The organism is Bacteroides sp. 3_1_23, assembly GCF_000162555.1.
GTDB classification, from domain to species: Bacteria; Bacteroidota; Bacteroidia; order Bacteroidales; family Bacteroidaceae; genus Bacteroides; species Bacteroides ovatus.
Genome location: NZ_GG774949.1, coordinates 430,648 through 453,631, shown reverse-complemented (window position 1 = coordinate 453,631; position 22,984 = coordinate 430,648). Strand labels below are relative to the sequence as shown.

13 protein-coding genes are annotated in these 22,984 nt (G+C 41.9%); 1 reads left to right on the top strand and 12 read right to left on the bottom strand.

Features of this window, described 5'->3' with window-relative positions; translation table 11 throughout:
- Positions 1-307: 307 nt before the first annotated feature.
- The 11 genes from HMPREF9010_RS22250 to HMPREF9010_RS22300 all read right to left on the bottom strand — a co-directional run bounded on the left by HMPREF9010_RS22250 (position 308) and on the right by HMPREF9010_RS22300 (position 19,744).
- Positions 308-1,495, bottom strand: coding sequence for a glycosidase (locus tag HMPREF9010_RS22250; RefSeq protein WP_008646653.1), 1,188 nt, complete (start codon positions 1,493-1,495; stop codon positions 308-310).
- 144 nt (positions 1,496-1,639) lie between these two features.
- A complete protein-coding gene (locus HMPREF9010_RS22255; RefSeq protein WP_032852568.1) occupies positions 1,640-2,818 on the bottom strand; it encodes a hypothetical protein in 1,179 nt (392 codons plus the stop codon).
- Positions 2,819-2,843: 25 nt separating this feature from the next.
- Entirely contained in the window at positions 2,844-4,406 is a 1,563-nt protein-coding gene (locus HMPREF9010_RS22260) for a glycoside hydrolase (protein WP_008646649.1), read from the bottom strand.
- Between the two features lie 34 nt (positions 4,407-4,440).
- Positions 4,441-6,066 (bottom strand): RagB/SusD family nutrient uptake outer membrane protein, encoded by a 1,626-nt coding sequence (locus HMPREF9010_RS22265; protein WP_008646647.1) that lies wholly within the window; start codon positions 6,064-6,066, stop codon positions 4,441-4,443.
- Between the two features lie 38 nt (positions 6,067-6,104).
- Positions 6,105-9,170 (bottom strand): SusC/RagA family TonB-linked outer membrane protein, encoded by a 3,066-nt coding sequence (locus tag HMPREF9010_RS22270; RefSeq protein WP_008646646.1) that lies wholly within the window; start codon positions 9,168-9,170, stop codon positions 6,105-6,107.
- A 521-nt stretch (positions 9,171-9,691) separates the two neighbouring features.
- On the bottom strand, positions 9,692-10,882 hold the full coding sequence (locus HMPREF9010_RS22275) for a glycosidase (RefSeq protein ID WP_008646645.1): 1,191 nt from the start codon (positions 10,880-10,882) through the stop codon (positions 9,692-9,694).
- Positions 10,883-10,988: 106 nt separating this feature from the next.
- Positions 10,989-12,530, bottom strand: a complete 1,542-nt coding sequence (locus HMPREF9010_RS22280) for a glycoside hydrolase (RefSeq protein ID WP_032852414.1) — start codon at positions 12,528-12,530, stop codon at positions 10,989-10,991.
- A gap of 26 nt (positions 12,531-12,556) precedes the next feature.
- On the bottom strand, positions 12,557-14,305 hold the full coding sequence (locus HMPREF9010_RS22285) for a RagB/SusD family nutrient uptake outer membrane protein (RefSeq protein ID WP_032852413.1): 1,749 nt from the start codon (positions 14,303-14,305) through the stop codon (positions 12,557-12,559).
- Positions 14,306-14,337: 32 nt separating this feature from the next.
- Positions 14,338-17,391, bottom strand: coding sequence for a SusC/RagA family TonB-linked outer membrane protein (locus HMPREF9010_RS22290; RefSeq protein ID WP_008646642.1), 3,054 nt, complete (start codon positions 17,389-17,391; stop codon positions 14,338-14,340).
- A 209-nt stretch (positions 17,392-17,600) separates the two neighbouring features.
- Positions 17,601-18,965, bottom strand: coding sequence for a hypothetical protein (locus tag HMPREF9010_RS22295; protein ID WP_008646641.1), 1,365 nt, complete (start codon positions 18,963-18,965; stop codon positions 17,601-17,603).
- 434 nt (positions 18,966-19,399) lie between these two features.
- Complete coding sequence (locus HMPREF9010_RS22300) at positions 19,400-19,744, bottom strand: winged helix-turn-helix domain-containing protein (protein ID WP_008646640.1); 345 nt, start codon at positions 19,742-19,744, stop codon at positions 19,400-19,402.
- Between the two features lie 141 nt (positions 19,745-19,885).
- On the opposite strand from HMPREF9010_RS22300, the gene HMPREF9010_RS22305 reads away from it, so the two are divergent.
- Complete coding sequence (locus HMPREF9010_RS22305) at positions 19,886-21,613, top strand: ATP-binding protein (RefSeq protein ID WP_008646639.1); 1,728 nt, start codon at positions 19,886-19,888, stop codon at positions 21,611-21,613.
- Positions 21,614-21,721: 108 nt separating this feature from the next.
- Here the strand turns inward: HMPREF9010_RS22305 and HMPREF9010_RS22310 are convergent, their stop codons facing one another.
- On the bottom strand, positions 21,722-22,639 hold the full coding sequence (locus HMPREF9010_RS22310; RefSeq protein WP_008646638.1) for an alkaline phosphatase: 918 nt from the start codon (positions 22,637-22,639) through the stop codon (positions 21,722-21,724).
- Positions 22,640-22,984: the final 345 nt, after the last annotated feature.

Sequence of the window (22,984 nt, the reverse complement as noted above, 5' to 3'; positions counted from 1 at the left end):
TAGGCGGAAAGTGGTAAGGAAACAAATATTATTTTTAACTCATTCTGATACTATATTGATATCGCCGGAGTTTTATTTTTGTATTGACATATTCAGTGATAGATACAGAGATACGGGTAGAAGTAGCTTCATAATAAAAGAAGAACGGAGGTGTGTCATAATGAATAATAAAACGCAGATTAACGCAAATTATCGCAGAAATTAATTTTATAAGTCGTTGATTAATATATCAATATAATTGGAATAATCTGCGATAATATTGCGTTAATCTGCGTTTTGACACACTCCGGCTTTGTGTCTGAATACCTTAAAAATGAAACTGTTCTGCCAAGATCAGTTTGTTGGCTTCTACGGACTTGCAAATGTTCTTCACAGAAGCAGCGGAACGGAAACCGTCTGCAGGTGTGTGGAAGCAATAGTCTATCAGTCTGTCAATAGTAGAGGTTGCTACATGCATACGAGTGTCGGAAGAGGCATAATAGATATACACTGTTCCATTTTCATCTGCAATCCATCCATTAGAGAACAGTACATTGGATACATCTCCTATCCTTTCTTCTCCCATGGGTGCCAGTAGGAAACCACCCGGCTCGGCAATGATCTTTGTCGGATCTTCCAGAGAAGTCATGTACAGATAGAGCACATAACGCAAGCCGGCAGCGCATGCACGGACTCCGTGAGCCAGGTGCAGCCATCCTTTGGAGGTTTTGATAGGATGAGGCCCTTCGCCGTTTTTCACCTCTTTGATGGTGTGATAATGGCGGTGGTTTATAATGGTTTCTTCTTTTATTTCTGCGTGGGTGATGTCGTCTATCAGTGCCCAGCCGATACCTCCACCGTTTCCGGCGTTGATAAAGTTATCTTGTGGGCGGGTATATAAAGCATATTGGCCATTTATAAATTCCGGATGCAGTACGACATTGCGCTGCTGACTTTTGGAAATCAGATTCGGAAGACGTTCCCAGTTTTTCAGGTCTTTGGTACGTATGATACCTGCTTTGGCTACGGCAGAAGACAGATCACCCGGCGCAGCATTGGGATCAAGGCTTTCGCTGCAGAAAATTCCATAAATCCAGCCGTCTTCATGGGCTGTCAGGCGCATATCATATACATTCGTTTCTTCGGGATATAAATCCGGCAGTTGAACCGGATACTCCCAGAATTGAAAACGATCAATACCGTTAGGGCTTTCGGCAATGGCAAAGAATGATTTGCGATCATACCCCTCTACCCGTCCCATTACAAGATATTTCCCATCGAACTTGATTGCTCCTGCATTGAATACGGCATTAATACCGAAGCGTTCCATGAAATACGGATTCGTTTCGGGGTTGAAGTCGTATCTCCATTCCAGTGGAGTGTGGGCAGCTGTTAATATGGGATATTTGTAACGTTCGAATATTCCATTGCCTGGCAGTATCTTTTCATTTTCACGGGAGATGAGCGTTTCGTATTCTTCCATAAGAACACGTAATCTGTTATCATATCTATTCATATCTATTCAAAATTAATAAAAAGAGACTGACCACAATACAGACAGATACAAGGGATATACTGTGTTGCAAGAACAGTCTCTTTTTATGTTTGTCACTTCAAAAGTATGGGGGTACTTTTAAAATACACGCGTCAAGTTTACAAATTATTGTTTAGTAATAAAATACGAACGAGCTGTACAGTTCGGTTCCGCGAAACTAACCCAATACCAGTCGTTTTTAACTTTATCAATACGGCAATCTTCAGCCGGATATTTCACACTTTTATCGATTGCATTTCTTGTCACCTTATACAGTACGGCGTTGCTCTTGTCACCCACTGTCAAGTCTCCTGTAAATTGGATGGCAAAACCGCTGGCATACGTTCCTGTTCCTTTTATAACCAGTTCGGACATGTTGAACTCTGCTGCATGAGTTACTGTGCCTACTGCCGAAGTAGATAGACTTTGATAAGAAGCAGAACCGGCTATAAAGTAACGATAAGACGGGTTTGCCAGATAAGGGTCATCAATGTATACCACATTGATGCTGATTGATTCCCCTTCTTGGTCACTGATGGTTATCGTCTTGTTGAAACGGTACCTTTTAAGACCTTCGACCACGACATCCGTCCCATTCTCTGCCATTGTACATTTCAGATAAGTGGCAGATCCATTATTGACACAGGTATATTCTCCGTTACCGTCCAAAATCTTGAGAGTCAGAGGCTCGCCAATAGTCAGATAAGCAATCTCTTCGCTGTTGTCGAGCATTAGCTGTTTGACAACTTTTACGGAAAGTTCAGCGGTTTTGTTTAGTCTGTCGGTAACTGTCACGGTCGCAATGCCCGGTGCCAGGGATTCCACTTGGATATGTCCCTCTTCATCCACCGTAGCTTTGGCTATGGATTCTTTATCGACTGTCACTTTGTATCCTCTATTCCCTGTATGTATGTTAATCGTTTTATTTTCACCCGGATACATTTTTGTGGATGAAACAGCCAGAACTAGCTCACTTAACTGATCTACTATGACTTTTACACTGGTACTCATTTGTGCCCAGTCGGTGATTGTCAGATTAGTGCTGCCCGCCTTCAAAGCTGTCACTTTAATCATATTTCCCTCGGCGACGGCAGTGGCTACTTCTTCATCAGAACTGGCTATCTTGTAGTTGCCATTTCCCTGAAGCATCTGAATCGTTCCTTGCGGTGTTTCATCAAAATTAATAATTAGCTCCTGTGTATCTGGCACGAGATTGTGATAGGAGGGATCGTCATCGTTACAGCCGGAGAAAATAGTAGCGGCTGCAAGCAGGAATCCTGCTAAATATAATAGATTTCTTTTCATGATATTCATTGTTTATTTAGGATGATTATTCAGCTCCAATATCTTTCATTTTACCGGTGATGGTTACAACGCTAAACTTAGGAACAGTAATGGCACGCAATCCGGTAAGAGACGGGTTCACTTTTTTACGCTGCCATTTTACTCCCTCGTCCGACGTATATGAAATCATTGTCTGGAATTCTTTTCCCTCGATCTCCAGTTTAGTTTCGAAAGCTTTGCTTGTAGAGTTATTCACTAATACGATGGTATAAGTGTCGTCTTTAACATAGGCTGTCATTAACAGTTCTTTGGGGAAAACTTCTTCATCGTTTTCAGGAGCAATCGTTTTTACGTCTACACGACGGCTTCCCTCTGGAATGAACTTGGTGAACTGTCCATAGCTATAATAGCGGGCAGCTCTTTCATAATTTGTTCCGGGCAGTGCTTCTTCCAGTCTGATAAGTGCTTCGTTATTGGTACAAGGCCGTGCGCCTGCCCACCAGACAAATGCATTCAGATTGGAGACTGCCAGATAATTGTGGAAAGTTGTGGCCCATTGTATCGCATTTTTCCAGGATGGATCGTATGTGTCTGTAGAGCTGGTTTCTGTGTTCCATATATGGATGTTCTTTTCTGCGCAGAGAGGTGATTGCACAAATTCAGTGTTACCGATTAATGTATATCCATGAGCGGCTGCAATAATATTAGAATTTGCTAATTCGGGGCGAGCCTTCAAACCGTTCTCAAGGAAGGTGACTCCCGCTTTCCACCATGAGTGCTCTCCGAAGATAATTTTCATATCCTGATAACCAGCCTTGTCTAAAGCCGGGCGAAGATTATCTTGGCAGAAATTGGCTAAATTACCATAAGTCCAGCTACATCCGTTCCATCCTGTTCCGCTACTGTTCGGCTCATTGGACGGTGAAATGGCATAAATCTTAATACCGAATTTATTCGTATATGTATTGATGAAGTCTATCAGATAGTCGGCGAATTCTTCTCCCGAGCCGGATTTCAAACTACCGCCAGAAGGTTTTCCGTTGGATTTCATCGTTCCGGGAGGACTCCATGTAGAGAACATGAACTTTACATTCTTGTATTTTCTCTGAAGAATATCCACCAGCCACATTTGACCCAACTGCACCTGTTCGCCACACCCCGAACCGTTGAAGTCTCTCCAATAATCATTAATCATGGACGGATCGTTCGGAGCCAGGTTGAATGTGCGGTTAATGCCGAAATCGATAACGTTGGTGACAGGATTCTGATAGTGCGGAAATACTTCTCCCCGGAAGATGTTCAGTTTTAAACCATTCTCACCAAACAAGTCGTTTACTACATCTTCACGTTGCATGTGGTTCCATATGCGGTGTGACCATTCGGCAAAAGCACATCCGAAACCATCAATAATCTGATGTTCGTGTCCATCCCCGAACTGTACTTTAATGACAGCTTCGGTAGTCGGTTCGGCAGAGAAACCGTCGTCTTCGTCTGTTTCTTCTACCGGGTCGGGAATGTAGACGTCGCCGTGACTCAGAGTTCCGTCGTCACAAGAGTATCCTAGAAATAGGAAGAGGGATACGAATAATAATGAATATATCTTTTTCATATTGTTTCTTTATTAAGTTAATCTTGTCTGGACATTATTTCCATAGACTGGTTTGCACCATGGCAGTATTATTGTTCAATTCACTTGTCGGTATAGGATAGTAAAGGTGCTTTTCCTGGAAGTTTTCTGCACCCTGCTTTCCGTTGGCCTTTAAAATCAGTTGGATTTCGCTGACGGAATACCAACGTTTGAGATCATAAAAACGGTGACCTTCTCCGAAGAATTCCAATAAACATTGATGTTCGATTTCAGTCATAAGCTCCTCTTGCGCGAAAGTCTTTTCCTGAAGTCCTGCTCTTTTACGGATTAGTTTTAAAGCATAGTTGGCACCGTCCGGATCGCTGGTTTTGGCACATGCCTCGGCATAAAGCAGCAAGACTTCCGCAAAACGCATCACACGTAAGTTGCTGGACCTTCCCTCCTTATTACCCATATTATCCGGTGCTTTATCATCCACATAGTATGCGGTATTTTTCTTGATTAGGAATTTACCTGCCGTTCCGTTGACATTGAAGCTAGGAGCTCCACCTGCCATTTTACCCTCATTACCTTCCCAAAGCTCATCCATCGAGTAATTGTTTCCATACCATTTTTCGTTGGGTACTTTGTCGCCATAGTTGGCTGCATCAAAGAAAAGGCTGGCATACATACGTCTGTCAAACTTGGTATCCGCATCGTTCGGGCGAGTTTCTCTGGTGAATTCTCCTACGATGAAAGAATTCGGCATCAGTTTGGCCCATCCGCCGGATTTTACCGGACCGGTAAACTGCGGTATATAGCAACCCAGGCAGATTCCACTTTCGTTGCTCCATGAGTATTCTCCGTCGGGACTGTATGCTATTTCGTACACGGATTCTTTATTGAACTCATCTTCATTCGTGAAGTTCTTACCGAAGTTGTCAATCAACTCATAAGAGTAAGGAGCTTTTAATAATGTTCCTAATAATTGCTTGGCTTCCGGATATCTATGTTGGGTGGCATATACTTTACCTAGCATTGCGATAGCAGCCCCTTTGGTAACCCGTTCTTTGGCGGTGGTGCGTTCAACAGGCAGGTTACATTTGATCGCGTTACCCAAATCTTCTTCCACTTGTGTCCATAATGCAGCTTCACTGGCAGGACCTTTATTGGTTTCATCTTCGTTAGACGGTATCAGTCGCAAAGGGACTTCTTTGTAGTTGTTGACTAACAGAAAATATTGATAGCCGCGCAGAAAGAGCGCTTCGCCCTTAATCGTCGAACGATCTTCTTCCGTAATGCCTGAAGCCGGTACCTGGTCGATATAGCGTAATACGATATTGGCACGTTGGATACCCGAATAAAGCGCTCCATAAGGATCGTTGCCGGTGGATGGTGAATTCAGGAAGTTTGCAATATTCCACATGGGAACTTCTTCTCCTTTGATGGTGAAGATATCATCGCCGCGACCGTTGAGGTTCAGCCAGCCGTCGAATGCACCGAAGTATCCGTACATGGCTCCTTTTATGGGGGAATAGGCAGCTGCCAAAGCACTTTCCGCATCTGCTTTATCTTTCCAGAAGTTGCTTTCAGTGAAATGGTTAGGGTCCGACAGATTCAAAAAGCTGGATTCGTTGCACGATGTCAGTGCTCCGGAAAGAAGAGCTGCCATGCACATATATGATAACCAATTTCTTTTCATGTTTATAGACTTTTAATGTTTAATATTAATTTAAGGCATTACAGGTTAACTTGTATTCCGAATGAGATAGTGCGGGGCAATGGATAACGTCCCTGGTCGATACCTCTTGAGAATACGTTGTAGTCAACACCGGCAACAGTACTTTCACCCAAATCCGGAGTATAACCCGAATATTTGGTCAGTGTGAATAGATTTTCCATTGAAGTGTATATTCTTACATTCTCAAGTTTGACTTTCTTGGTCAGGTTTTTGGGTAATGTATAGCCGATATCCAATGTTTTCAGACGCATATATGAACCGTTCTCGAGCCATCTGTCGGAGTATGCCCATTTGTTGTCTGCACCATCTGTTTTAGAGAAGCGTGGAATATCGGTATTTTGATTGTCCGGTCTCCACGAGTTTGCCAATACGGTGCTCATATTTCCGTTGAAGTTTCCTGATTCCAGGCGATAACGCGGATAATTATAGATTTTGTTACCTACCATACCGTCAAAGAAAAGGTTGAAGTCGAAGTTGTTCCACTCACCACCCAGTCTGACGCCGAAAGTGAAATCGGGGAAGGGGCTTCCTACATCATGCTGGTCGTCTGTATTAATCTTGCCATCACCGTTCCAGTCCTTGTAACGGATATCGCCGACCTGGGCTCCGGGTTGAATGAGTTCGCCGTCTTTGTTCTTGTAATTGGCAATCTCTTCTGCCGAACGGAATAAACCGTCTGTTTCAATCAGATTGAAATAGGACATGGAATGTCCTTCGGCAAACATATTGATACCACGACCACCGGCACCGTGTGCGCTATAACCGGAAATCATCAGATTCTGGCCGCCCAATGTGATTTTCGTTACTTCATTCTTGTCGGCAGCGATATTGGCACCTATATAATAAGTGAACTTATCTTTGATAGAACCCCGATAATTCACGGCAAATTCAAATCCCTTATTTCGTACTTGTCCTGCATTCTGGATCGAGTTTCCGCTGATACCGGTAGATGCGGTCGAGGGGATAGGCAGCAGTACGTCATTCGTGTTTTTCACATAAGCATCGGCAGTGAAAGTTAATTTTCCGTTCAGCAGGCTGACATCCAGACCGATGTTATATGTTTCTGTATTTTCCCATGTCAGATTAGCCGGTGAAATAGCCTGTACATAAGGCATGGAACCAAACCAGGGTGAATTGTTCGATACATAGTTCATTCCATCCGATACTACACTTTGCGTAGGATAGTAGCTGGTCATTTCCTGATTACCGAGTTTACCGTAGCTGAAGCGTAACTTCAACTGGTCGAATACATTTTCCAACGGTTTGAAGAACTTCTCGCGATTAATATTCCATCCGATAGAAGCGGATGGGAACGCACCATATTGATGCCCTTTCTTGAAACGTGACGAACCGTCGCGACGAATGGAGGCGGAAAACAGATAGCGGTCGTCGAATGAATACATGACACGTCCGAACAGGGATACCAATGCCAATTCATTCAGGCTGCTGGATGCTTTCAGGTTGGAAGGATCCACATTGCCCGGCATTGTTTCTATGAATTGGGCCATATCGCTATTCTTTCCATACAAGCTATGGCTTTTGTCTTTCTGCGCAGAGTAACCGGCGAGAAGTGACAGGTTGTGCTTACCGAATGTACGGTCGTAGTTCAAAGTATTCTCTAATACCCACGATTCCCAGGTGGATGATTTTTCTTCCAGGTCGGGTTTGTCATTCTTTCCAAATGTACCTAAATCGTATGCGTCTGTATATTTGCGCCATTTAGTATGTTCTTTTCTGATACCTACGTTGAGTTTGTATTTTAGTCCTTTGATGATTTCCGCTTGCAAATAGGCATTGAGGAAAATTCTGGTTGTTTCAGTTCGCTCATCATTGACCGTCATTTCTGCCAATGGGTTGGGTAAGTTGATATCGTTGGAGGTACCCCAGCCCCCTGAATTCGTCGGGTCATAGACGGGTACAACGGAGGGGAACTGGAAGATGTCGAACATTGTATCCTGATGAATGTAGCCACTTCCTTTTGTCATGTTTACAATCAGCGATTCGCCTATGGTTAATCGATTGTTCAGGAAAGAATAATCGCTCTTCAGGCGGATATTATAAGACTCATGATCTGTATTGCGCAATATACCCTCTTTATTGAGATAACTTACGGATGAACTGTAAGAACCATTTTTCGAACCGCCGCTGATTGTAGCATTGGCTTTGTAGGTCATAGCGGTGCGTAACATTACATCCTGCCAGTCTGTACCCTCACCGATAAAAGGAGTTGCTCCGTTTTCTGATCCGTAACCGTCGTCCGCCAGACGATAATAACGTGCGAAACGACTGTATTCTTCTCCATTGAATACTTTTAGTGTTTTAGGGGTTTGGCTGATGCCTGTGAAAAAAATGATATCCAATTTGGTTGGCATATCTTTACGGCCGCTTTTGGTTGTGATTAGTACTACACCACCTGCTGCACGTGAACCGTAGATGGCTGCTGCGGCAGCGTCTTTTAATACCTCGATAGAAGAGATATCATTCGGATCGACCATGCTGATGTCGCCGAATGCACCGTCAATTACATACAGTGGATTGTTGTTGGATAATGAACTGATACCGCGTACGTTAATTGTCATCGTTCCATTCGGATCACCGCTGGAGCTTGCCACTGATACTCCGGGTATCTTTCCTTGTAATGCTGTTGCGGTATTGGAAGCCACTTGTCCGTTAAGCTCTTTGGCACTAACCGAGCTTACAGCTCCCGAAAGATGACTTTTCTTCACTGTACCGTAACCGATAACTACTACTTGTTCAAGAGCAATATTATCTTCTTCCATTGAGACGTTGATCGGAGCACCGGATGTAACTGCTCTCTCTATATGTTTCATACCTATTGTAGAGAATACCAGCGTACTCCCTTTGTTCACTTTGATGGAATATTTACCATCCATGTCTGTTACTGTGCCGGTGTCTTTTCCTTTGATTCTGACTGTGACTCCAGGTAAAGGTTCATTTGTTGCAGCTTCTGTTACTACTCCTTTTACTTCAATGTCTTGAGCCGCTAGTGGGATGCTAGTCATGCAGAGAAATAAGAATAGTAAGAAATGAATTTTTCTTCTCATAATTTATTGCATTAGATTTATAAACTCTGGGCAACTGTCAATTGATCCATGGAAACTTCAACCAACAATTGTATGATGCAAAAATAGAGGATTATGTCATGTTATGCAGATATTATCTTAGCACGTTCTGATATTATTTTGCCTGTCTTTGTGTGATGTATTTATTTTTTTATGGTGAGGACGTACTTTACATATAGAGCTTAAATGTCTTGCTTTTAGGCTATGAATGGCTTGTTTGCTACATTGGTATATCCTGTATGTTGGATATTAATGTCTTATTTCTTGTTTTTGAAAAAGGAACAATGGTATTATAAGGGAGAAAGGCGGTATTATTTAATTTGTAGAAATGATACTATTTTGCAGCTTAATACATAAAATTATAACGAGTGGGCTTATTCGATTTGATGAAATGTGTATCGAATGAGGGATAAGAATAGGCTTTTAATATAAAAAAGAAAAGTGCAAAGCTGCCGATTTTATGTATTGAATCAGGCAACTTTGCACTTTATTTATTGGACGCTTTAAAAATAAAGCTGTTCTGCCATAACGAGTTTGTTTGCTTCTACAAGCTTGCAAATGTTCTTCACAGAGGCAGTAGAACGGAACTCATCTGCTGGAGTGTGGAGACAGTAATCTACCAGCCTGTCTATGGTCGAAGTTGCTACATGCATACGAGTATCGGAAGAGGCATAATAGATATACATTGTTCCATCTTCGTCTGCAATCCACCCGTTAGAGAAAAGTACATTGGATACGTCGCCGATTCTCTCTTCTCCCATAGGGGCTAATAAGAAACCGCCCGGTTCGGCAATGCTCTTTGTCGGGTCTTCCAAAGAAGTCATGTACAGATAGAGCACATAACGCAGACCGGCAGCGCATGCGCGAACTCCGTGGGCCAGGTGCAGCCATCCTTTGGGGGTTTTGATAGGATGGGGACCCTCACCGTTCTTTACCTCCTTAATCGTGTGATAATGGCGGTGGTTAATAATGGTTTCTTCTTTTATTTCTGCGTGGGTGATGTCGTCTATCAGTGCCCAGCCGATACCTCCGCCGTTTCCGGCATCGATAAAGTTATCTTGCGGACGTGTGTATAGAGCGTATTTGCCATTTACAAATTCCGGATGCAATACCACATTCCGTTGCTGACTTTTAGCGATCAGATTGGGCAGTCGTTCCCAATTTTTCAGGTCTTTGGTACGTACAATACCCGCTTTGGCTACGGCAGAGGACAGATCACCCGGCGCAGCGTTGGGATCAAGGCTTTCGCTGCAGAAAATACCATAAATCCAGCCGTCTTCATGGGCTGTCAGACGTATATCATAGACGTTTGTTTCTGCCGGGTCTGTGTCGGGTAATTCTATCGGATACTCCCAGAAACAGAAATTATCTATTCCATTAGGGCTTTCAGCGATGGCGAAGAACGATTTCCGATCGTTTCCTTCTACACGTACTATCATCAGATACTTTCCATTCCATTTAATGGCTCCCGAATTCATGGTGGCATTCACACCGATTCGTTCCATTAGGTATGGATTCGTTTCCGGATTCAGATCATAACGCCACTCCAAGGGAGCGTGCTCGTTTGTTAAAACCGGATATTCGTATCTTTCAAAAATCCCATTGCCCGGAAGAATCATGTTGTTTGGGCGGGTTATCAGAGTTTCATGCGCTTTTTTGAGAAGACGCAATCTATTGTCATAAGTTCTACTCATAATACTATTTCTTTATAAAATAATTCCAGATCCGATAAAAGAATCCGGAATCATTTTATTGACAATACATAACTTAATTGTTCCTCTTTCGAGTTGGCGGATTGTTTTATTTGAACTTTCCGGTGATTGTTACTACACTGTATTTGGGAACATTCACGGAACGTTTGCCTGTCGAAGAAGGATTCAGTTTCTTACGCAACCATTTTACACTGGAATTGGAAGTGTATGAAACCATGCTATCGAATTCTTTGCCCTCTATTTCCAGCAAAGCGTCAAAGCCTGTGGTTTTTGATTTGTTCACCAATACAATGGTATATGCATTGTCTTTGATATATGCCGACGCACTTAAATCTCTCGGAATTCTGTTTGCCGTTGTTGAGGCGGTTTCTACATCCACGCGTATGGAACCTCTTTCGATATATCTGGAAAATTGTCCGATAGAGTAGTAGCGGTCTACACGGTAGTATGAATCACTAAAATCCCATTTGTCGGTTTGAAGCAAGTTTTCTCCCGTTGACGTACAGTAACGTGCTCCTGCCCACCATACGACGGCACTGGTCTGTGCTTTCGTCAGGTAGTCGTGATAGTTCTTTGCCCATTTCATTGCATCATTCCAAGTCTCATCACGGGTTTTGTCATCACAGGTTTCTGTTTGCCATACATGTATACCCTTTTCCTGGGCTGCTGTCATTGGCAGGATATTGGAGTCAACTGTAGAGTAACCATGTCCTGCAGCCACAATGTTGGCATTCACTAATTCCGGGTTATTCTTTAATGAAGTTTCTACCCATGTTACGGCATTTGCCCACCAAGGCAATTCTCCATAAACAATTTTAGTATCCTGTAAGCCTTGTCTATCCAGTTCCGGACGTAGGTTTTTGATTGTAAAATCTGCCATTTGCTGATTACCCCACAAACATCCGTCCCATCCACCCATGGCTTGGTCGGGCTCATTCCAACCGGAGATACCGTAGACATTGATACCAAATTTGTTTTTAAAGGCTTTTGCAAAGCCGGTTAGGAACTCGGCATATTCTTTGCTGTATTCACTGTTGAAAGAGCCACTTCCACCGCTGACTTCTTCGCCCACACCAAAAGATTTCCATACGATTGGAGGAGTCCATACAGAGAAGAAATAATAGATATCCATCAGTTTTCTCTTGCACAAATAGTCGATAATCCACAACTGCGAATATTCCTTATATTTTTCGCTATCTGCACTCAACAGTGCTTTTTGTTCAGCAGAATGTGCTCCCAGATGATAGTTTTCTTCAGTTTTGAAATTGAAAGTTTTGCCGTCTGTGGATGCGGATGAAGCACATACTTCTCCACGATAGATATTAAATCTCAATCCATTTTCGCCATATAATTCGTCCATGAGCTGTTCACGTTTTGTACATCCATATACAGCTTCCGCCCATCCGAAATTACATCCGAAACCATCTATTTCCTGATGTTTACTTTCAGGCAGGATTCTGATAACCGACCCGGTAGTTGGTTCCGCTGAAATACCGTCGTCTTCGTCTGAAATGACTACCGGATCCGGAATATTCACTTCATCATGACTCAGACTGTTATCATCACAAGCTGTGATACCTCCCAGTAGCAGGAACAATGATGTGCTTAAAAATAAATATATCTTTTTCATAAAATCGTTTCTTATAGTATTCTTAATTATTTCCACAAATTATTCTGTTCTACAGATGAGTTGTTGAGCTCTCCTGCTGGAATAGGGAAATATTTATGTTTTTCTCTGAAATTGGTTGCACCCTGTTTATCATTTCCTTTAAATATTGCCTGGATTTGAATGGTTGAATACCAGCGCTTCAAGTCATCGAAACGATGTCCTTCACCGAAGAATTCCAGTAGACATTGATGTTCAATTTCTTTCATCAGATCACTTTGTGGGAATTCTTTTTTCGGCAAACCAGCTCTTTGGCGAATTTCGTTCAATGCCCAGTTGGCTTGGTCTTTGTCTACCTCTTTAGCACAGGCTTCAGCATAGAGCAATAATACTTCTGCGAAACGTATAATGCGTACATTGTTTGCTCTTCCTTCTATATTACCCATGTTATCGGCACTTTTTGATTTTACGTAGTGAGCGGTGTATTTCTTCAGGAGAAATTTACCGACTTGAGCGCCAGTGGCCTGACTAACATTAAAGGTAGGAGCACCACCTGCCATTTTGGAAGCATTTCCGGTCCAAAGGTCATCCATTGTGAAAAGACCACCATAGAACTTTCCATCGTACCAGCCGTTTTCTTCCGATACCCAATCGCCATACTCGCTCGGAGTGAAGAACATGCTGGCGTAGATACGTTTGTCATATTTTGAGTTGGGTTCTGCGGTCGGATCTGTATCGGTTACCGTTTCTTCTTCTCCCTTGTCATTGATGATCGTTTTAGTGGGACGATTGCCGCGTGTTTCAGTTGTAAATTCACTAACAAGGAATGCAGAGGGCATTAACTTCGCCCATCCTCCTGATTTTGCAGGTCCTACGAACTGTGCCAGTGAGCTACCTAAACTGATACCACCCTCATTACCCCATGACATGTCTCCGTCACTACTATATTGCAATTCGAATACAGATTCGGCGTTGTTTTCTTTAGCAGTAGTAAAGTTGTCAACGAAGTTCTCCATCAATTGATAACGTTTGCCCGATGTTCCGAATGGACTGTAGGATGAATCAATCAATCCTTTCAATAACTCTTTGGCTTCTTTGTATTTTTGCTGTGTTACATATACTTTTCCAAGTATAGCAATGGCAGCCCCCTTTTCGATGCGTCCTTTTTGTTCGGCAGGACGGCTTTCCGGCAGATTGCCATCATTGATTGCAGTGAGTAGGTCCTTTTCAATCTGTATCCAGATTTCAGATGCGGGAGAAGCCGTTTTGTTAGGATCATCCTCATTTGATGGAACCAGACGCAAAGGCACATCTCCATAGTTGCTCACCAATAGAAAATATTGGTAGGCCCGTAGGGTGAGGGCTTCGCCTTTGATGGTGGCGCGGTCGCCCTCCGTAATGCCGCTTGCCGGTACCTGATCGATGTATCTAAGTACAATGTTGGCACGTTGTATACCTGTATATAGTGCACCATACGGGTCATTCCCTGTTGTTGCGGAATTTTGAAACGTAGCTATATCCCACATGCTGGCTTCTTCGTTCAGTATCGTGAAAATATCATCTCCACGGCTATTGAGGTTCAGCCATCCGTCGAATGCCCCATAATATCCGTTCATCTGATATTTAATGGGCGAGTAAGCTGCCGCTAATGCACTTTCTGCATCTGTTTTATCTTTCCAGAAGTTTTCGTTAGTAAAGTGGTTTGGGTCTTTCAGATCCAAAAAAGAGTCACTGCAGGATGTCAGCGCCCCTGATAGGAGGGCTGATATAAGCATATATGATAACCAATTCTTTTTCATAATTTCATTTTTCTGTGTATTAATCTTAGTATTTATAATCCTAATTGGATACCAAAAGAGAACGTACGTGGAATGGGGTAGCGTCCCTGGTCAATTCCTCTTGAGAATACATTGTAGCTCACACCGGTTGAAGAACTTTCACCCAAGTCGGGAGTATAACCGGTATATTTGGTTAGTGTCAACAGATTTTCCATAGATACATAAATGCGCAGGTTTTGAATCATTGCTTTCTGTAACCATTGTTTCGGGAAAGTGTATCCGAGGTCAATTGTTTTCAAACGTACATAGGAACCGTCTTCCAGCCATCTGTCGGTATAAGCCAGTTTGTTGTCCGTACCATCTACTTTAGAGAAACGAGGCATGTCAGCGTTCGGGTTGTCCGGTCTCCATGAGTTGGCAACATTTGTGCTTAAGTTACCGTTGAATGCGCCTGACTCGAGACAATAACGGGGATAGTTATAAATCTTGTTACCGGCTACACCATCAATAAAGATGTTGAGGTCGAAGTTATTCCAGTCACCGCCCAGTCTCAGACCAAAATTAAAGTTAGGAAGCGGGCTGCCTACATCATGCTGGTCGTTTGTGTCAATCTTTCCGTCACCATTCCAGTCTTTGTAGCGGATATCACCTACCAGTGCACCTGGTTGAATCAATTCGCCTTTGCTGTTCTTGTAGTTTTCGATTTCTTCCATGCTGCGGAAGATTCCATCTGTTTCAATCAGGTTGAAGTAAGACATGGAATGTCCTTTCTTGAACATGTTGATACCACGTCCGCCTGCTCCGTGAGCTGAATATCCGGAGATAGACATATATTTTCCGCCTGCAGTGATTTCGGTAACTTTATTATTTGCTGTGCTCAAGTTGGCACCAACGTAGTAGTTTACTTTATCGCCGATAGAACTGCGCCATGTAGCTGATACTTCGATACCTTTGTTTTGTACCTGTCCTGCATTCTGGATAGAGAGCCCACTGATACCGGTGGAAGAAGCATAAGGAATCGGTAGCAATACATTATTTGTATTTTTGATATAGGCATCTGCCGTCAGTGCCAATTTTCCATTTAGTAAAGTTACATCCAGACCGATATTGTAAGTTTCTGTATTTTCCCATGTCAGGTTGTCTGGAGATACTGCGTTTACAAAAGGCAGTTTACCAAACCAGATACTGTTGCCTTGCAGATAGTTCATGCCGTCACTTACCACACTCAGTGTAGGGTAGTAGCTGTCCATTTCCTGATTACCCAATTTACCGTAGCTTAAACGCAGTTTTACTTGGTCGAAGATATTCTCCAATGGGCGGAAGAATTTCTCGCGGTTGATATTCCATCCTACGGAAACAGAGGGGAAGCTGCCATAGCGGTGTCCATCCTTGAAGCGTGACGAACCGTCACGACGGATAGAAGCAGACAACAGATAGCGATCATCGTAAGAGTACATCACACGTCCGAAGAGAGAAACCAATGCCTGTTCATACAAAGAACTTCCGGCTTTCATCGTCGTTACGTTTCCGGTCATTGTGTCGATATATTTGGGAAGGTCCGAGTTGCTTCCATTTAAAGAATAGCTCTTGTCTTTCTGTGCAGAATACCCCATCATAGCGGAGATATTGTGCTTGCCGAAAGTACGGTCGTAGTTCAATGTGTTTTCAAGTACCCATGAGTCGAAACTTGAGAAGCTTTCTGAAAGGTCTGGTGATTCGTTGATCCCGTAAGTTCCCAGATCATATGCGTCTGTATAATTACGGTTTTTGGTGTGGTTTCTTCTTAGACCCAGATTCAGCTTGTATTTCAAACCATTGATGATTTCGGCCTGGAGGTAAGCATTCAGGAAGATTTGCGTGCTTTCACTTGTAATATCATTGATTTCAGAGATTGCATAAGGGTTCGGAAGATTGATATCGGCAGATGTACCCCATCCTGTAGCGTTTTCCGAGTCAAAAATAGGAACAACGCTAGGGAAACGCAGTAAGCCGTTCATTGTGTCTTGATCTGTACCGCCTTTACCCTCTGCTAGGCGAAGAATTAAAGATTCACCTACAGTTACACGATTGTTGAGGAAGCTGAAATCACTTTTTAGACGAATATTGTAAGACTCGTGGCTGCTGTTACGCATAATACCATCTTTGTTCAGATAACCACCTGATGCGCTGAAAGATGCATTTTTTGAGCCTCCTGTAACGGCAATATTGGCTTTGTATACCATCGCTGTGTTCAACATGACGTCCTGCCAGTCTGTGCCTTTCCCAATGTATGGCACAGCATCGGTTTCTGCACCGTAACCATCAGCGGCAAGACCGTAGTAACGTGCGAAACGGCTGTATTCTTCTCCATTCAATACATTCAGTTTTTTAGGGTTCTGTTGAACGCCTGTGAAGAAGTTAACGTCGACTTTGGTCGGCATTTCTTTGCGACCGCCTTTAGTAGTAATCAATACTACACCACCGGCAGCGCGCGAACCATAGATGGCTGCTGCAGCAGCATCTTTCAAAACTTCGATAGACTGGATATCGTTAGGGTCTACCATGTTGATATCACCAAATGCACCGTCTACTACGTATAGTGGCGCATTGTTTGATAAAGAACTGACGCCACGCACGTTGATGGTGGTTCCATCATTCGGATTACCGCTGGAACTCATAACGGATACGCCTGCAATTTTTCCTTGTAGGGCGGTAGCGGCAGTGGTTGCCACATCTCCATTCAGCTCTTTTGTTCCTACGGAACTTACCGATCCTGAGAGATGGCTTTTCTTTACTGTACCGTAACCGATGACTACCACTTGATCCAGTTGGACATTATCTTCTGCCATTGAGATATTGATTGGAGAGTTGGAAGATACTTTTCTTTCAACTGTTTTCATGCCAATGGTTGAAAAGACAAGAATGTCATTCATCTTCACCTGAATGGTATATTGACCATCTACATTTGAGATAGTCCCGTTGGTGGTTCCTTTCACCTGGACAGTAACTCCGGGCATCGGCTCATTGGTCGAAGCCTCTGTAACTATACCTGTTACCTTTATTTCCTGGGCGAATCCGGAAAGGGTAATGAGGCATAATATAAAGAATATATAAAGTTCTTTTTTCATAATACTTGGGTATTAAACATGTGCTGTTTTTGGGGTATTTTTAAAGGTAACGCACATTCATTTCCTGACCGATAATTAATGTTTATGCATCGGTCTATAAAAATGTGGTTTGAAAGTGTGGAGAGAATATGTTGATTCTCTCCTCTTCAACTTTCTTTTTAATTCAATGATAGTGATGTTTCCTGAAAACTCCTTTTTCTTGCTTGGCGCTATTTTTTGATAAACTTCAAGCCTATTTTAACGTATTGGCATTCATCCTCTCTTAATGCTGTCGGGAGACCTTCTAATAGATTGACTACAAAGTCTTTGGTGTCCCCCAAACTATCAAATGCTCCGTCTAAATACGATTTTACAGTCGGGTCATTCACTACTACCATCGCCTTGGCCAAAATATTTCTCAGTGTAACCCCTTCGATATTGATTGCCATATTGTTACCATCGATTTTATATTCGCAAAGAATACCTTGCTCAAGGACTGGAACCAATAATTTGATTAGTGCTTTAGCTTTGTCGCGAAGATCACCATCATCCGCACGAGTACTGCCATCAGTACGAGTGCTGCCAGAAAGAGAAGTTCCTAGACTGTTGATCATATCTATGAGGAAGCCGGAGTTGAGTTCCAAGTAAATTCTTTCATCCGGTTTTTCAGGATCATAATAATATCGCAATACATTGTGAGTCCCTTCCGTGCTGTAAGGTCCTGCTTGTGTTATATCTTCGTTGTAGGAGTAGCTGGCAAGCATACCTCCGTTAGGTTCTGCTTCTACATATTCTAATAAATTGAATACAATTTGATTCATTTTTATATTTTTGCCAGTTATTGCCTCCATAATCTTCGCACTGAAAATCATGCCGTCCACTGTGCCGAGCATTGTGTTAGGTGTACCGGATATATTAACACCAAATGCTTTGCCAGGGCTGAGCATTACGTCTGATTTCCAATCAGCCCAAAAGGGAGCGTGGTTAGCTATTCCACCGCTTTGGCTCATCTTTGCTGAATACCACTTACCTACTAATTTCTTATTTGTCAGTTCATAATTGATGGCTACTGTTGCTTTTTCGTTTCCAATCTTCCCCCTATAATCCATAGTATATGTTGGTTGGACGTAGCTTCCTTCAAATATATAATCTGTTCCATTTCTATATAAAGGAACATTAGTTACAGTAATTTCCTTTACTCCCGGAACAGGGCTGTTGCCTGTGTATTTGAGTCCCCAGCCTGAGACCAATCCTCCCACACCGCCTGGGATTGCAGTAGCGATTGCTGTTTCCAAATCTGTTTGTGCTGCTGCAAACGTAATAGAGGCAGTTTCGTTATTTTCGTCTACTGTCATGATCATTTTCTTTCCCTCAAGCTTATCGCCGTTACAAGTCATCACCAGATCATAATCACCCTCTATACTATACTCTCCGTTCAAATCAGGAAGTTCCTCACTTTCATCATCAGTTCCACCATTATCAGTAAACTTCTGTTCAAGATATTCGTCATCAACTCCGTTTACACAAGAAGTAAATGTACCAGTGTAGCTCAAAAGGGAGGCTACTCCAATAAGATAAAATAATTTGTTTTTCATTGCATATATTTTTATGATGTTAAACTCTGTGGGCAAAGGTAGGGTGGTTTGCGGTGAGGGACAAATATAATTTTATCAAATACTAATACAAAATTAACAAAAAGCATAAAAATGGGTAAAAAGAGTGATTAAACATCTTTAATGTAATACTAAAACGCTATAAATAGATGTGTTTGTTGATATGAAGATTAGATACACGTATATTTCGTCTATCTTTTCCTTTACTAAAACGGATTGTTTGCTTATAAAAAGAAAGGGGATACTTTATTTTTCCGATACAGAATATAATGATTCTATTTACTGCAAAATATACCGATAATAAAGCGCATTTTTTAGAAAGAAGTGATGTACTTTGTCTATTATATCAATTCCTGAATCTCATTCCAATAGAAGAATGCTTCTATATTACCTTTTTGTAATAATCTACTTTTGATTCATTCTTTATGTATGCTTGAGTCGTCTTGTTTTAATATAACCCAATAACTGGATTTTGTTTTGCCCTCACGTTTTATATAGCCTTCGTTCACTAATACTTCCAAATGTTTTTGGATGGCGGAAGAGGCTATTCCTACTTTTTGGGTAAGCTCTTTGCGGGTTATATAATTATTCTCAATGACAAGGCGTAATATCTCGATACGATTTTTTGGCATTTGACCACCTATTTGACCACCTCGTTTGCGATTTCTGTTTTGCCCTTTTATTTTAAATGTTACTGTCACATAGTCTATTTCATTTAGAATTGAAACTTCGTTTCCTGTCAATTGTTTCCAACTCTTCATTTTGTCTATGCCGAAACCTGCATTCTCCGCATTTCTTTCGAATTCTCAACTTTCTGTCCCTTTCTTTTGTTCTTTTAGACGGAATAAAGTACCTTTGTCTCATGCCGTTACAGATAGGCTAAACGAGAAACAGGAGTAAATATGGAAGAAGTAAAAGAAATCCCTTATGGCGTTTCCAATTTTGTGGAAGTGGCGGAGCAGAATATGTATTATGTGGATAAAACGATGTATCTGCCTTTGCTGGAAAAACAGCCAAGATATCTGTTCTTTATCCGTCCGCGTCGTTTTGGTAAAAGTATTTTTTTGAGTATGCTCCGGGCTTATTATGACATCACACAGAAAGAAAAGTTCCAAAAGCGTTTTGGTAGTCTTTGGATAGGCAGTCAGCCTACTTCTTTGCAGGGACAGTTTCAGATTCTTCATCTCGACTTCTCACGCATCGGTGGAATTGAAGGAACACTAGCGCAGAATTTCGATGATTATTGCTGTGGCGGGTTGGACGATTTCGCATCCATTTATGAATCATACTATTATCCGGGATTTGCACAGGAGATGCAAAAACAGGAAGGATCCGCTAATAAACTAAACTTTCTCGACCGAAAAGCTCGAAATAATGCCTCTCGGCTTTATCTTATTATTGATGAATATGATAATTTCACCAATGTGGTACTCAACGAGCAAGGTAATGAAGTTTATCATGCTCTGACTCATGCCAGTGGATTTTATCGGGAGATCTTTAAGAAATTCAAAGGTATGTTTGAGCGTATCTTTATGACTGGTGTCAGTCCTGTCACATTAGACGATTTGACTAGTGGGTTTAATATTGGTTGGAATATTAGTACCGACTTTCAATTTAATATGATGCTGGGTTTCAGTGAGACAGATGTACGTACGATGCTTCAATATTATAAGGATGCCGGACAACTGCCTGCAGATACGGACATAGAGGCGATGATGCTGGAAATGAAACCGTGGTATGACAATTATTGTTTTGCAAAAGAGAGTTTGACGCGTGACCCGAAGATGTTTAACTGCGATATGGTGCTTTATTATCTGCGTAATTATATAACATTAGGCAAAGCTCCCGAGCAGATGATAGATCCTAACACCCGTACGGACTATAACAAGATGAAGAAGCTTATTCGTTTGGATCGTCTGGACGGTGACCGAAAGGGCGTCTTGCGTAGAATTACCGACGAGGGACAAATCGTAACCAACCTGATTACTACTTTTCCTGCAACCGAAATAGCTAATCCGGAAATCTTTCCCAGCTTGCTCTTTTATTATGGTATGCTGACTATTACTGGTACGCGTGGAAATTATGTAGTATTGAGTATTCCTAACAATAATGTGCGCAAACAGTATTATGAATTTCTGTTAGAAGAATATCAGGAGAAACGGTATATCAATTTGAATAATCTGGGTTTAATGTTCTACGATATGGCTTATGATGGCCGATGGCATGAGGCTTTGGAGTTCATAGCCCATGCCTATAAGGATAATTCCTCTGTGCGAAGCTCCATTGAGGGCGAGCGTAATATTCAGGGATTTTTTACTGCTTATCTAAGTGTGAATGCCTATTATCTGATAGCTCCGGAAGTGGAGTTAAATCATGGATACTGTGATTTATTCTTGATGCCGGACTTGCTGCGTTATGAGGTGAAACATAGCTATATATTGGAACTGAAATATCTTTCTTCGAAGGAGACTGATGCAAAAGCTAAAGTACAATGGCAGGAGGCAACGGTGCAGATAAAGGAATATGCTGCTGCGCCGAAGGTGCGCCAGTTGGTGCAGGGTACAGAGTTGCATTGCATTGTGATGCAGTTCCGTGGTTGCGAATTGGAACGGATGGAAGAAATCTTTTGAATCTTGTAGCGGTCATAAACAGTTGATTGACGAGAGAGGAAAAAATAAAAGGAGAAGTTAAATTCTGTGTTTAGCTTCTCCTTTCCTTTTTTATATAATCTCGAGAGATTATTTGAAAACTACTTTCATCGGTCTGCCTATCCAGACTTGTGGTTGTTCAAGATTGAAAATAGATGCTATTGTAGAAGCTACATCGTATTGCATCATACTTATATCATCAAATCTAAGTCCTTTTTTGATATTCTTTCCGGATATGATAAACGGAGTTTCCATTTCCTGCATTGTTTTTCCTCCGTGTCCTTTGTCAATACCTCCATGATCGGCAGTCAATATGAAAATAGTATCATCAAGTATTCCGGCATCTTTTACGGCTTGTACTATTTGTCCCATGTACGTATCCAATTCTGCTAATTTGGTATAATATGCAGGGGTGTCATGTCCTTCAGTATGCCCTGTGTGATCGGGGCTGTCAAAGCATATTGCAACCAGTGCTGGCTGTTTTTCTTTAATATAAGCAGATGCCATATTTCCCAATTCTTTAGGAGTTTTGTTGCAATCAGCAACGTGATAATGATAGCTCATGGAAAGAGTATCTACCAAATACTTGATTCCCTCCCATTCGTATAAACAGCCGATTTCTGCTTCAGGACGAGCATCACGCAGCAATTGGAAAACAGTTGGGAAAATGCCATGCTGGTTTAATACTCGTGAGGGAAGTTCCGGAGTTTTAGACCCCCACTCGGTATATCCGTGCAGTTCCGGTCCGGCTCCCATGAACATGGAAGCCCAGTTGATGGCACTGGACGAAGGTAGTGCAGAGCGTTTCTTTAATGTATAGGCACCGTCTTCCATTAATTTTTTGACATTGGGCATATCCGCTTTAGGGAGACTGTACGCACCCCAGCCGTCCAAACCGATGAAGACAACGTGTTTGGCTTTGTCTTTTCCTTTGGCATTGCAAGAATATGTGAAACAGAAGAGTAATGAGAATGTAGCAAATAAAGTGAAAAGGTTTTGTCTATTCATGATACTTTTATTTAAAGGGTTAATGTTTTATTCGTTGTTTAATGAGATGCTGTAATTGACGATAAGCAAAGGTAGGGCTATTTTGAACGGGAGACAAATATAATATTAGCAGATACTAATACTTTTTTTCTATTTCCTCTGAAACTACATGATTTGCTTTTTGATTTTTTTATTTGGTAACTGTTTTTTTAGAGAGAAAGGATGTACTATTAATATATGTAAGAAAAATATCGTGGTGAATTTGTATGTAATATTGACTATATAGCGATCTCTCTTATTTTAATATGAATCAGTCTGTTGCTTTATAAAGATAATATGTTTACAGTTCTATAATAAATCCGAATA